The organism is Planctomicrobium stercoris (genome assembly GCF_051465655.1).
Classification (GTDB): Bacteria; Planctomycetota; Planctomycetia; order Planctomycetales; family Planctomycetaceae; genus Planctomicrobium.
On the sequence record NZ_CP195791.1, the window covers coordinates 4,257,601 to 4,270,870 of the forward strand.

The 13,270-nt window shown below is 58.9% G+C and carries 13 protein-coding genes; 8 read left to right on the plus strand and 5 right to left on the minus strand.

Translation table 11 applies throughout. From position 1 onward, the window contains the following. Positions 1-233 precede the first annotated feature (233 nt). A complete protein-coding gene (locus SH661x_RS17100; protein WP_437223942.1) occupies positions 234-1,532 on the plus strand; it encodes a tetratricopeptide repeat protein in 1,299 nt (432 codons plus the stop codon). 44 nt (positions 1,533-1,576) lie between these two features. Here the strand turns inward: SH661x_RS17100 and SH661x_RS17105 are convergent, their stop codons facing one another. The 3 genes from SH661x_RS17105 to nrdR form a co-directional block, all read right to left on the minus strand. Continuing rightward, positions 1,577-2,350, minus strand: coding sequence for a (Fe-S)-binding protein (locus SH661x_RS17105; RefSeq protein WP_437223944.1), 774 nt, complete (start codon positions 2,348-2,350; stop codon positions 1,577-1,579). 176 nt (positions 2,351-2,526) lie between these two features. Beyond that, positions 2,527-2,955: a hypothetical protein gene (locus SH661x_RS17110; protein ID WP_437223946.1), complete on the minus strand. Its 429-nt coding sequence runs from the start codon at positions 2,953-2,955 to the stop codon at positions 2,527-2,529. After that, on the minus strand, positions 2,948-3,415 hold the full coding sequence (gene nrdR / locus SH661x_RS17115) for a transcriptional regulator NrdR (RefSeq protein ID WP_437223949.1): 468 nt from the start codon (positions 3,413-3,415) through the stop codon (positions 2,948-2,950). Before nrdR ends, SH661x_RS17110 begins: the two co-directional genes overlap by 8 nt. Before the next feature lie 420 nt (positions 3,416-3,835). Here nrdR and SH661x_RS17120 point away from each other — a divergent pair, with 420 nt between their 5' ends. The 5 genes from SH661x_RS17120 to SH661x_RS17140 all read left to right on the plus strand — a co-directional run bounded on the left by SH661x_RS17120 (position 3,836) and on the right by SH661x_RS17140 (position 8,592). Beyond that, complete coding sequence (locus tag SH661x_RS17120; RefSeq protein ID WP_437223952.1) at positions 3,836-4,948, plus strand: hypothetical protein; 1,113 nt, start codon at positions 3,836-3,838, stop codon at positions 4,946-4,948. A 262-nt stretch (positions 4,949-5,210) separates the two neighbouring features. Continuing rightward, complete coding sequence (locus SH661x_RS17125) at positions 5,211-5,633, plus strand: hypothetical protein (RefSeq protein ID WP_437223954.1); 423 nt, start codon at positions 5,211-5,213, stop codon at positions 5,631-5,633. A gap of 205 nt (positions 5,634-5,838) precedes the next feature. Continuing rightward, positions 5,839-6,633, plus strand: coding sequence for a hypothetical protein (locus SH661x_RS17130; protein WP_437223957.1), 795 nt, complete (start codon positions 5,839-5,841; stop codon positions 6,631-6,633). 41 nt (positions 6,634-6,674) lie between these two features. After that, positions 6,675-7,898, plus strand: coding sequence for an ABC transporter permease (locus SH661x_RS17135; protein WP_437223959.1), 1,224 nt, complete (start codon positions 6,675-6,677; stop codon positions 7,896-7,898). A 1-nt stretch (position 7,899) separates the two neighbouring features. Continuing rightward, positions 7,900-8,592 carry an ABC transporter ATP-binding protein gene (locus tag SH661x_RS17140; RefSeq protein ID WP_437223961.1) on the plus strand — a complete coding sequence of 231 codons (693 nt, stop codon included), beginning with the start codon at positions 7,900-7,902 and terminating at the stop codon, positions 8,590-8,592. A gap of 75 nt (positions 8,593-8,667) precedes the next feature. Here SH661x_RS17140 and SH661x_RS17145 read toward each other — a convergent pair whose 3' ends face one another. Next, the gene (locus tag SH661x_RS17145; protein WP_437223963.1) at positions 8,668-10,254 is read right to left on the minus strand and encodes a hypothetical protein; all 1,587 of its coding nucleotides are present in this window, start codon (positions 10,252-10,254) and stop codon (positions 8,668-8,670) included. A 130-nt stretch (positions 10,255-10,384) separates the two neighbouring features. Here SH661x_RS17145 and hisF point away from each other — a divergent pair, with 130 nt between their 5' ends. Both hisF and SH661x_RS17155 read left to right on the plus strand, forming a co-directional pair. Next, the gene (gene hisF, locus SH661x_RS17150) at positions 10,385-11,287 is read left to right on the plus strand and encodes an imidazole glycerol phosphate synthase subunit HisF (protein ID WP_437223965.1); all 903 of its coding nucleotides are present in this window, start codon (positions 10,385-10,387) and stop codon (positions 11,285-11,287) included. 250 nt (positions 11,288-11,537) lie between these two features. Beyond that, positions 11,538-11,789, plus strand: a complete 252-nt coding sequence (locus tag SH661x_RS17155) for a hypothetical protein (protein WP_437223967.1) — start codon at positions 11,538-11,540, stop codon at positions 11,787-11,789. A 30-nt stretch (positions 11,790-11,819) separates the two neighbouring features. On the opposite strand, the gene der is transcribed toward SH661x_RS17155, so the two are convergent. Further along, complete coding sequence (gene der / locus SH661x_RS17160; protein ID WP_437223969.1) at positions 11,820-13,265, minus strand: ribosome biogenesis GTPase Der; 1,446 nt, start codon at positions 13,263-13,265, stop codon at positions 11,820-11,822. Positions 13,266-13,270: the final 5 nt, after the last annotated feature.

The window sequence follows — 13,270 nt, forward strand, 5'->3', positions numbered from 1 at the left end:
TCCACGGGGGATTGGAGCAGATTTCCGGCAGAATCTGCAACTTTTGCCGTTCTTGCAACCCGAGTCGGCAGTTTGGCTCCAAAACTTGAATTCCTATTGCCTGCATTTTTCAGGACGGTTAGCTTTCCTGCTCCTATCCACCCATCAGAGGTGCAAAAACGGTGCATCCGCCCGTCTGAAGCCTCTTTGCAGAATACTCGCCCTTCCCGATTTCCCCCAAAAGGGACTCCGACATGCCTGCCGGATCAGTTCCGAAAACATCCATGAACTTCCTCACCGCCTCTCGCAGCGAGTCACTCCCCATGGTCTGGCGACTTTATCGGTTTGGACTCGCAACCGCCGGACTGGCCTGGATCTGTATCGCTTCCACACTGTGCGGATGCAGCAGCGCCAACGGCTGGGCCAAGAATCAGTCCGGCAAGGGATACTATAATCGGGGCAATTACGCTGCGGCTCGCAGTGAATTCGAACGAGCCCTGCTCGACAGTCCCTACAACGCCACCTATGCCTACAACGTCGGCAAGGCGATGGAGAAGGAAGGGGACATTGCCGGCGCTGAGCAGATGTTTCAGCATGCAATGACTCTGGATCCGACACATCAGCCCTCGTACCGCGGGATGTCTGACCTGCTGGTCGCACAGGGGCGGCAGGATGAAGCTGCTGCCCTGCTGACCGCCTGGAGCCAGACTCAGCCCTACTCCTCTGCCTCCCACGTGGAAATGGCTGCACTGCAGCGGAAGAGTGGGAACTACGCTGCGGCTGAACAGGAAATCAACACCGCTCTGCAGATCCGCCCACGGTCGCGACAGGCTCTCAATGAGCGTTCCCGGCTGTATCAGGCAACCGGTCGTCCGAACCGCGGAGGTGGCCCGTTCTCCGAACTCGCACTCACCTCCCGCACTCCACAGCAAGCGATGCAGCCCCGTGCGGACATGGTTTCTGCCACCCCTCAGACATCCGGTGCACTGCACATGGCCGCCACAATGCCTCAGAAAGATCCCACGTTGCTGGGCGGGGTGATTCAGGCCAGCTATTCCAATCCACAGTCCACCTCCATGCAGGCCGGTGTGCCTCAGATGATGACCGCCTCGCCTCCGCAGATGCATCAGGCAAATATGTTCCCCGCAGGTGCCGCTCCGGGCATGAGCGCTCAGGGCCCCTGGATGCCTGCTCCGGGAGTACAGCCGCAACCCGCCGTACCAATGATGACTCAAGGGAACGTGCCGCAGATGATGCCGGGGCAGATGCAATTCGCCCAGCCTCAGATGACGCAATATCCTGTTCCGCAGCCGACGATGGGCCCCGTTCAACTGATGCAGCCGCAGATGGCTCCCGGATCCATGCCGACCGGTCCTGCTGCTCAAATTCCCCATCAACCCGTGGAACTTGGCGAGCCCGTTCCTGTGACGCAGGCAGCCCCCGGCTTCCCCGTCACCCCCACCAGCTGGTCAACCAGTCCTGAAGCAACCAATGCCCCGCTGTTCGATCAGCAGGAAATGGTTGGAGCTGCTCCCGTGGTGCAGGCCTTCTGAGAGAATTGCCCGGGCCGGTGGCCCGTCACTTCCCTGGACTGAGTTTAACGGCCAGCGGACACGGCTTCCCGAACCGGTTGTCGCCCCGCGAGAATCTGGGCAATGTGCATCACCGCCAGCGGCTTGTGTTGCCTGCGGATCAGCCCTTCCAGGTGCATCAGGCAGGACATGTCGCCGGCGGTAATGACCTCCGCCCCCGCCTGCTCGTGATCCTGAATACGGTCGTTCCCCATCATGCAGGAGACCGCTTCCTCAGCGACGGCAAAGGTCCCTCCGAATCCGCAGCATTCATCCACGCGCTGAAGCGGAACGAGTTTCAGATCCGAGACCATGCTCAGCAGCGTGACGGCCTTGTTCTCGAAGTGCTCCATCCGTTCTGAAGAGCTTCCCAGACGCAGGTCACGCAGTCCGTGACAGCTGTTGTGCAGCCCCACACGATACGGAAAGCTGATCTCCAGTTTTTCAACCCGCAGCACGTCGACCAGAAACTGCGTCAGCTCAAACGTTTTCTTTTTGACGTTGAGGTACGCGGGGTCATGTTCCGGAAGCAGCGTTTCGTAGTGATGCGTCACCATGGCGACGCAGCTGCCCGAGGGGCAGACGATGTAATCGTATGGCTGAAAGATCTCGACAAACCGCCGGGCCAGCGGAGCAGCATCGTTCCAGCAACCCGAGTTCGCCATCGGTTGCCCGCAGCAGGTCTGTGCTTCGGGGTAGTCGACTTCGCAGCCGAATTTCTCAAGGAGTTCGACCGTCGCCATGCCGACGTCCGGATAGAACTGATCGATGTAACAGGGGATGAACAGTCCGACGCGCATGTTGTCCGCAGATCTTGAGTAAGTGGAATAACGGCAGTTCTGAAGTGGAGATCGTGAAGGGGTCAGGGGGCAGAGGTCAGGAAATTCATGCTTCCAGTGTTTTCCTGACCTCCGACCTCTCACCTCTGAATTCTATTCCCCGACCAGAACCATTGAATGACGAAAGAGAGTAACCCCTATCCACCACTCTGGTCAAAGGCGAAGATCTCATCCAGAGCTGCGGTCCAGGGAAGTGGCAGTCGCTTCCCCGCCAGCACCTCCAGTTCCTGAGCGAGCCGGGCAAGGCCCCGTTCGATCGGGACACAGACGGCAGCGGGCCAGAACTGGCGGGTTCTGCGGTCCGAGGCGCACCAGGGCCCTTGAACGACAATGAACCGGGAGAGGGGCGATGCCTCCAGCAACTTCTGAATTTCGTCGGGCATGAATTCATCGGACCAGTGTTGCAGGACGAGCGTGATCTCGGCGGAAAAACCGGAGTTCAAAGCAGCCTGGACTGTCGGAAACGCGCGGGATTCGTTCGCAGACTGCAATGCTGCAGCCACAACCTGTTCCATCCCGACGGCTTGGCCGATCAGCATCAGAGTGGTCGCTTTTCCGTCAGTCATCCTTATGCTGACTCCGTTGTCGAAGCATCTGTAACTCTTCCACGAAATCGTTGACGTCCTGAAACGATCGATAAACGGAAGCGAAGCGGACGAACGCCACCTGATCAACGCGACGCAGCATCTCGCAGACCTTTTCACCGATGAAGCGTGATGGCACTTCCCGCTCGAAGGTTTCGTAAACGGAGTGTTCGACGCTGCTGAGAATTTCTTCGATCTGGTCGGGACTGATGGGGCGTTTGTAGCAGGCCTTTTCAATTCCGGTCCGCATGCGTTCACGGTCGAACGGAACCCGGCTGCCATCTTTTTTGATGACCTTCAGCGGGGACTCTTCCATCTTCTCGTACGTGGTGAAGCGACGCCCGCAATGCAGGCATTCACGTCGTCGTCGAATGACAAATTCCTGGCTTCCGCGGGAGTCCACAACCTTGCTTTCTCCCTGGCGGCAAAATGGGCACATCATAAATGTGTCTGACTCCTCACTGCGTCCATGACTTTGTCCGGCTCGACCCGGGGCCTGCAGCAATCCCTGAAGGACACCGGCTTTCCCACGAAACCATCATTCGCGGAAGCGACGATTTGACTTCGACCGAGGAGCTGCGGACGGCACCATTTCCCCATCCTCCCGTACTTCATGCCCCCTGCATGAGTGATGCGGCTCAGGTTAGCAGAATTTCTCTCAGGTGTCCCGGATCTTCTCTCGGAATTCGCGCCGATGTGGGATTGTCAAAGCCGGGGAATTGACCAATCGCACGGTGCAGGCGACACTGATTCAGGTGGGGCACGCTCCACTTTGAGGAACGGCCGAAGGAATCGGAAACTGATTCATCCCGATCCCGCTTCCATACTCAGGCCGAGCCGTTACCAAAAGAAAGTGACTTTCATGTCCTGGATTCGCAGCGGTGTTCTGAACCTGATCGCATTCTGCAGCCTCCTCCCGCAACTGTGCGGTGCAGCCGCTCCGACAGCGGAAGAAATCGACGCCGCCATCGGTCGTGGAGTCGACTTCCTCAAGACGACGCAGGGGGACGATGGAACCTGGACATCGCCAACCTCGCTGGGAGTCACCGGTCTGGTCACGTATTCATTACTGATCAGCGGGGTCCCGGTGGACGATCCCGCCGTTCAGGCAGCGTTGAAGAACATTGAAGCCAACATCCAGCCCGATGGCGGCATCTACCACAAAGATTCGACTCACAAAAACTATGAGACCGCGATCATGCTGCAGGCGATGGTCGCTGCCAACGCAGACGGCCGTTATCAGTCGCAGATCGACCGGGCAGTCAAGTTCGTCAAGGAACTGCAATGGGACGATGCGGAGAGTGCCCCCCGGGAGAATCCGAATTTCGGAGGAGCCGGATATGGAAAGAGTGCTCGCCCCGACCTGTCCAATACCGCCTTCTTCCTGGATGCCCTGAAAGCAGCAGGGGTTTCTTCACATGATCCCGCGATGCAGAATGCCCTCGTCTTCGTCTCCCGTTGTCAGAACCTCACCGGTCCCCACAACGACACCACTTTCCCCGAAAAAGTGAACGACGGCGGGTTCTACTACACACCATCCGCAGGCGGGTCGTCACAGGCCGGCGAGACCCCAAACGGAGGACTGCGATCGTACGGAAGCATGACCTACGCCGGTCTGAAAAGCATGATCTACGCCGGTCTCACGGAGGACGACCCTCGCGTGAAAGCTGCCGAAGAGTGGCTCAGGAAGTTTTACAGCCTTGAAGAGAATCCCGGCATGGGCCAGCAGGGCTTGTTCTACTACTACCAGACTGTCGCCAAGACGATGGAAGCCCTGGGGCGAGAAGACTTCTCGGATGCGAACGGAACCCGCCATCTCTGGCGGGTCGAACTGGCCGATCAGATTCTCTCACGGCAGAAACCCAACGGCAGCTGGCTGAATGAGACTCCCCGCTGGATGGAAGGGGACCCGAATCTGGTGACTGCCTATTCGCTGATTACCCTCAAGTACTGCAAGCCGGGCAGCGGCAAATAAGCCCCGAATCGTCAAGCGGCGTGCGATTTCGATAGAATTCAAAGCCATCGCGAGAGGCGGAGCAAACGCCTTCCCCTCGCGATGGCTTCGTTTTGAGAGACGACTTTCACCCCTTCCTGACAGGCAGGTGAATTGGTCAGCCAATTCCTCAAGCGCCAATTCGCTTTTACCCGATAAGATCGTGAAGACCGGTTCTTTCCATCGGTTCGACGGTTGAATTTCACAATTCTCACGGGGATAGGCCAGTTTCGGTCAAGTTTTGATGAACGGTCACGTCGTCAGCCTGATTGCTTTGGTCCCGATGCTGCTTCACAGCGTCTGGGGCTGCTGTTGGCATCATGACCATGCCCGTTCGAGCCGACCGAGTCTCGTTGCTGCATCGGGCGCTCACTGCGAGACTGACGCGAACATTGGATTCCACGACTCGGACCACGAGCATCCCGGACAAAGCGATCACCCGCCCGGCAGGCCGTGTCATGGCGGAGCCTGCGTCTACCGGACTGCCCCGCTTCGACATGCCCTCCATCTCGATCAGATGCGGCCCGCAAGCCTGACCTGCGGAGGGATGCTCAGCATCGCTGACCTGCTCGGCCCGCAGGTCGTCGCCGAGACTCAAGGGTGTGTGGATCAGCTGCCCGCTTCTTCCGGGGAGCGCCGCGCCCTCTCACAGGTCTGGGTCGTCTAAGCCCCCAGCCAGGTCTCAGATCCGGCCCGGAGACTCGTTTTGCGAGAACATCTTCCCGCCCGGACGACCTCTGATCACTTTGGCCGCTCGGTCGATCTTGCAAACTGGCCCGATGCCGTCTTCCGCCCAACGGACTCCGGCACCCCCAACCGGCCCTCAACCTCGAATTCACGAATTGAAATTTCACGACGAAAAGGAGTTCGCTATGACGTCGTTCAAACTGCTTCGCGCATGTTTCCTTGGAACCTGTCTGCTGACCTGTCAGATCGCTGCCGCCCAGCAGCCGTCAGCTGCTCCCACGCTGCAGATAACGCTGACCCAGTCCGCACAGGATGGAAAGTTCACGTTCATTGTCTTCTACCGTGATGCCGGAGACAGCCTCAACAAGTTTCACCAGCAGCTGCAGAGTGATCTCGCCCCGCTGGCGAGTCAGGCTGTGCTCACGTCCGCGCAGGTCGACTCTCCTGCGGAGCAGGCACTGGTCGAGAAGCTCGGAATCAGCCGGGCTCCGATGCCGATGGCTGTCGTCATCGCCCCCAACGGTGCTGTGACCGGGCTCTTCCCACGTTCGATTTCCGCGGATCAGATTGCAGCTTCCCTGGTCCCGCCGACCATGATGCGCTGCATGAAAGAACTGCAGGAGCAGAAGCTGGTGTTTGTGTGTCTGACCAAAGCCGGTCGGGCGGAAGTCCCCGACGCAGTGAAATATGTTCAGCAGCTGCCGCAGTTCAAGGATCGCATTAGCGTCGTCGAAATGCAGCTGGATGATCCGGCCGAAGCACGGTTCTATCAGCAGATGAAGGTGAACGCCAGCCAGGTCACCGGACCGTATGCCGTTCTGATCGCTCCGCCGGGTGCGCTCATCGGGCACTTCACCGGACAGACCACGGGAGAACAGCTTGCAGCCGCCATCCATAAGGCGGGTCAGTGCTGCGATGATCCCAACTGCAAACACAACCATGCTCCGCAGGCGAGCGGCCCCCGGCCAAACGCACGGTAACCACCGATCGTCCCATCCATCGCAAAGAGGAGTGACTCCACATGACACTACGATCGATGATCTGGAACGAGCTGAAGTCCCGGCCGTGGTCCGCCCTGTCCAACAGCCTTGCGATCCTGCTGGGGGTCGCAGCCCTGGTCGCCATCCGGCACGTCACCTACTTCTCCGAGAAGGAAGTCTCGCAACAACTCTCCCAGCTGGGTGCCAATATTCTCATCCTCCCAGCGGAGGCCACGTTGCAGGACTATTATGCTGCCGACAAGAACGGCGGCACTCTGCCTGAAGAGCATGTCTCCGAGATCTATCTGGCAGGACTCACGGGGATTGAACAGGTCTCCCCCCGTCTAAATGTGCCGGGGGAATTGAAGGGGGTTCCGGTGACGGTGACCGGCATCCTGCCTCAGGCGGAGTTGACTGCCCAGTCGTCCTGGCAGACCGCAACTATGTTCACAGCTCCGAAGGGACACGAAGGCTGTCAGAAGGCCAAACTGACCACCGCCGACCTCGAAGGGACCGACTCTCTCGTCACCCACCGTGCGATTCAGAACCTCAAACCGGATGAAGCGGTTCTCGGTGCCGACGTCGCTGGCCGTGCCAATTTTTCTCGAGGCGACCGGATCAAGCTGCTTGGCAAGTCCTTCAGGATCCTTGGTATTCTGCCTGCGACAGGAACGGTTGATGACTCGCGGGTCTTCGCACATCTGCACACGGTGCAGGATGCGTCCGGCAGTGGTCCCGTCTGCAATGCCATCGAGGTGATCGGGTGCTGTGAAGATGCTGCCGGGGGACTGGTTCCCGAGCTGCGCAAGCTTCTTCCCACCACCAAAGTCGTCACCATTTCGCAGGTGGTGCAGACACAGGTGGGGGTCAACCGGATGATGGCCAACACATCCTGGTTTGTGCTGGCGATTCTGGTGACCGTCGGGGGAACGAGTCTGGCCGGTTCGATGATGGCCAATGTCCGAGAACGTCGTCGCGAAATCGGAACACTCATGGCACTGGGAGCAACTCCGCGATTCGTGCAGCGTCTCTTCCTCGGCAAAGCCCTGATCCTCGGGGCGGTTGCAGGCAGCGTTGGCTTTACGCTGGGGCTGATTGCTGCAATTGCCGCCGGTCCGGCCTGGGCAGGCGTCACAGTTTCGCTACTGCCGGCCACATCACTTCTCGCGGTGTTGATTGCGACGGTGCTGGCGATCGTTTCCGCCTGGTGGCCCGCACGGAAAGCGGCTGCGCTGGATCCATGCCTCTGTTTTCAGGAGATCTGAGATGTTTCGATTCGAAAACGTGGTGAAGACGTATACCCGGCGCGGCGAACAGGTGACCGCACTTCAGTGTGAAAATCTCGCCTTCGAAGCGGGAGAGTACATCGCCATCGTCGGCCCCAGCGGCAGCGGCAAGACGACGTTGCTCTCGCTGCTGGGAGGAATGCTCTCCCCCACCTCGGGGAAGGTGCATCTCGGAGAGACGTCGATCTATGACCTTTCCACAGCTGAGCGTTCGGCCCTGCGCAGCCAGCGGATGGGGTTTGTCTTTCAGACGTTCAACCTCATTCCTTATCTGACCGCACTGCAGAACGTCCAGATTCCTCTCTGCCTGCTGAACCTCAGTCGCGAGGAGCAGGAAGCCCGGGCGGTCGAAATCCTCAACCGCTTCGGCCTGCACGGACGACTGCACCATCGACCGGCGGAACTGAGCGTGGGACAGCAACAGCGTGTTGCCCTCTCAAGAACTCTGGTGAACAACCCACAGATCATCCTGGCGGATGAACCGACCGGGAACCTGGATCCCGAGAGTCGGGAAACGGTTCTGGATGCGTTTGATCGAGCCCATCAGGATGGGCGTACGGTCATTATGGTGACCCACGATCCGGTGGCTGCCAGCCGTGCCTCCCGGACACTCACCCTGCGAGAAGGTGTGCTGCAAAACCATCTGCAGATGCCGCAGCGACACACTGCCTGACGGACATTCTCACAGTCAAATCGTGAACACGGGCAGAGAACTCTGCCCGTGTTTTCGTTTGGCGAACCGGGGACGCTACTTCAGATTGCCCCAGTCCTGCACCTGAATCTTCGCACGTTCGCCGCAGATCTCTCGAATGCGGGAGATGAGGGAGTAAGTCCGCCCGGAGACTTCCGTGGCATCACGGGATTCAAAGTTGATCCGCAACAGCGGCTCGTTGTTGGACGCACGAACGTTGAACCACCATTCCGGGGTGTAGTTCTGCACTTCACGGTACGTCTTCCCGGTCGGATCTCCTTCTTTGTCGATCGTAAAGACGTCGTCCACGGTCGCATACTGCGGGACACGCGGATGGAACACGCTGATGCCGTCGATGTCCAGGACATAGTTGTTTGCGGTCTCGACGGAGTTCTCCTGCTTGAGCAGACTGATGATTTCCGCGCTCATCTTCTGCCAATCGCTGCATTCGACGCGCAGGTTCACTTCGCCGCTGTTGGGCCACGGACGCAGCTGACCCAGCAGCTGGGAACAGCTCAGTCCCGACTCCAGCAGCATGTCCCAGAACGTGATCATCGCGAACAGGCCGGAATCCAGGCAGTAGGTGTCCGGGAAGTTGTAGTGCGCGGAAGACTCGCCTCCGAAAACAGCGTCCTTCTTAACCAGTGCCACTTTAACCGCATCCTGACCGACGCGGGAGATCACAGGCGTTCCACCGGCCTGTCGCACCGTTTCCGCCACCAGCCACGAAGAGACGGCGGAATAGACGACCGCTCCCTTTTTGCCGTTCTTCTCGACCAGACTCTTCGCCAAAGCCGCCAGAAGAACAGAACCGGAGACGAACTGCCCCCATTCATCCACGAGGAAGACACGGTCGGCATCGCCATCGAACGCTGCCCCGAACCGGGCCCCTTCTGCAATGACCGTTTCCTGCAGCAGCTTCACCGCGCCGGGCAGTCCCGGATTCGAAGGACGGGTCGGGAACGTCCCGTCAATCCGCTCAGCCACCGCGAGCAATTCGACCTTCGCACCTTGTGCGGCGAGCGACTTCTTGAGCAGCGGCCGGAACAATCCCCCCACTCCGTTCCCCGGGTCGAGCACGATTTTTCCAGACGCATCTTTCAGGCGCGACGATCGACCGACCGCAGCGTCGACAAATTTCTGATGCAGGTCCATCCGGCCCTGCTGCGGGAAGGGGAGACTTGATGTCGCTGCTGCATCGCCATTGGCTCCATCTTTCAGGAATCGGGGCTGCAGCTGATCGAGCGGTCGCAGGATGTCCAGTCCGCCGGTCTGGGCGTTTTTAACCACAGCTTTGATGCCGTTGTATTCGGCGGGATTGTGAGAAGCGGTGACCATCACCCCTGCGAGTGCCCCGTTCAACTCGGTTCCGACGGCCCATTGCACCATGTCGGTCGTCGCGAGTCCGGCAGGAATGGGGATCGCACCTTCCGCAGCCAGTCCCTGAATCAGAGCTGCGTAAATCACCGGTGAGGAAACTCGTCCGTCGCGGCCCACAACCACCTTCGGAGTGGCTGTCCCGAGCAGTTCCTTCAGACTCTGGGCGAGGTAGCGACCGGTGAACCAGGCGAGTTCTTCGTTGATCTGGTTAGGATAAAGGCCTCGGACGTCCGCCGAACGCAGAAACAAGGACGGGTCGAACACATCAATTCCTTCAGATCAAATTCAGTCGGTTGCTGGTGAACAGGTCAGTTGGGGAGTATGGTGCCAATTTGGAATTCCGTCAAATTCTGAGTCTCATTGCCCCCCGTTTTCACACGCACAAGAACTTCCCATGCTGGCAAAACGAATCATCCCCTGTCTGGACGTCTTCGCGGGACGCGTGGTGAAAGGGGTCAATTTTCTGAATCTGAGGGACGCTGGAGACCCGGTCGACGTCGCTGCCCGGTACGAAGCGGAAGGGGCTGATGAACTGGTTTTTCTGGACATTACTGCCAGTCATGAGCAACGGGACATCATTCTCGACGTCGTTTCCCGCACCAGCGAAGTCTGCTTCATGCCGCTGACCGTCGGGGGGGGCATCCGCACGCTGGAAGACATCCGTAAACTGCTCAATGCCGGATGCGACAAGGTCTCGATCAACAGCGCCGCTGTCAAAGACCCGGAATTCATCCGTGAAGCGGCCTTGCGGTTCGGCAGCCAGTGCATTGTGGTCAACATCGACCCGAAACGAGTGATCGTCGACGAGGCGTCCCGGGCGGAAGCGGCCGCGTTTTCAGTGCGGGAGGACCTGCGAGTGGTCCCTCGCCCGGTTCCGGTCTCAGGGCCGTACGCTAAAAAGTTTGCGAGTCTCGATCCTCGGCCGGAAAGCGTTTACTGGGATGTGCACGTCAACGGAGGCCGCAAGCGCACCGGGCTGGATGCTGTCGCCTGGGCACTGGAGATTGAGAAACTCGGCGCGGGCGAAATCGTGCTGACCAGCATGGACGCCGACGGCACCAAGGACGGCTACGACCTGGAGATCACCGCAGCGATTTCGTCCGCCGTGCAGATTCCGGTCGTGGCCAGCGGCGGAGCCGGGAATCCTCAACATCTGTGTGACGCCGTCACCACTGGCGGCGCCAGCGCCGTACTCGCGGCGAGTATCTTCCACTACGGGGAATACACCATCACGCAGGCCAAAGAATACATGGCGGCCCAGGGAGTGACCGTTCGAAGTCCCGTCGCAGCGAGTTGAGCCGGCTCCGACTTCATTCCTTACTTCCAAGTTCTCCGAGCAGTCTTCGTGAGAGGTCAGAGGTCGGGGAACAGAGGTCAGCAAATCGCTTGTTTTCCAGTGTTTGTCCTGCCCCCCAACCCCTGTCCCCTGACCTCTTGTTTCGATCCGATCAGACTTGGAACGACTGTCATTTGATTTCGAAGCGAACTCTCCCGACAATTGCAGTCAGGCAAAAGCGGAACCCGGCTACATTTTGTGAGGATTCAACGTGCCCACAATTCAACACGCGTCACAGGTCCTGGATCGGCACTATCTGGAGATGCGCTGCGGCATTCTCGATCTGGCAGCAGCGCTTGACCGGATTTCGCGTTCCGATCAGGCGGACGTGGTCAAAGACGATCCGCGACTGGCTCGCATTCAGGAAGCATTGAAGATCGTCGCCAGCTCCGGAACCGATCGAGCCGAACGCATTCAGCTCCTCTTCAGCGACCAGTACGTCGAAGGCTGGAACCGGAAGTAACCACGACCGCCGGTCCCATACCCGTCCTTGTCATTCCGGCTTTTTCGCGCGTGGCTTTTTCGCCTTCTTGATGCGTTTGGGCTTCTTTCTGGACTTCGTCAACTTGAACGTGACGTCCCCCTGCTTTGCCTCATCTTCGTCGGTCCCTTTGCCGCGGAAGTAGACCTTGATGGGGACTTCCTTGAACGGCAACTCGTCTCGCAGGCGGGCGACGAGGTAACGCTTCCAGTTCTTGTCGAAGAGATCCGGATCGTTGCACTTGAGCACGATGACCGGCGGTTCCGTCGAGACCTGGGTGGCGAAGTAGATCTTGCCCCGCTTGTTGCTCTTGAAGCGAGGCGCATTCTGGGCACAGGCTTCCAGCACAATCCGGTTCAACTGGCCTGTCGTGACCCGCTCACGCGACTGCTTGTAGATCGACTGGCACAGGTTGATCAGCTGCTTGATGTTCTTGCTTTCCTTCGCGGTAATGAACGCGACAGGAACGTGTTTCAGGCTGCCGAACGTCTTGAGCAGGTACTCCGACCACTTTTCGCTGGTCATCCCCTTCTCAAGTCCGAGATCCCATTTATTCACGACGAAAATACAGGCCTTGTTCCGCTCGAGAATCTCGTCCACCAGCTTCTTGTCGACCCGGGAGATGCGTTCGGTGGAGTCAAAGAACATCAGCACGACATCGGCGCGGCGAATACTTTTTTGCGCCCGGACCAGACCATAATACTCAATGTCGTTCGCCAGACTTTTGCGTTTGCGAACTCCGGGGGTGTCGATCGCGACGAATGATTTTCCATCGAGAAAAAAGCGGATGTCGACGCTGTCCCGCGTTGTCCCGGCAATCTCGCTGACGATCATTCGCTCGGTTTCGGCCAGTGCGTTGATGAACGTACTCTTGCCGACGTTCCGGCGACCGACAATCGCCAGCTTCAATTCCGGCTCTTCAGACTGGATTCCGCCGCGTTCCGCCTCGTCGGTGGCGGCCTCCGGGAGCATCTCGACCACCAGATCCATCAGCTCCTTGCGGTGACGGCTCCCCTTCACGCTGGTCTGCAGCATGGGACCTTCCGCGATCCCTTCAAACTCATGCATCTCCAGATCGGTCTTCACCGAGTCGCACTTGTTGACGACGACGATCTTGGGAACCTGCACTTTTCGCAGCCGGTCCGAAACAACCCGGTCCAGCGGAGTGAGACCGGCACGACCGTCGACGACAAACAGAATCAGGTCTGCTTCGTCGATTGCGTATTGAATCTGCTTCTCGATGTCTTCGGAAAGATCATCGGAATCGACAATCCCGATCCCTCCGGTGTCAACGAGTTCGAAGTACCGTTCACCGTGGTGCATCAGGTATTCGACCCGGTCACGCGTCACACCCGCTGTGGGATCGACGACCGAGACGAGTTTTCCCGCCTGCCAGTTCATGATCGAGCTTTTGCCGACGTTCGGACGGCCGACGATCGCAACTTTGGGAATGGGCATGACGC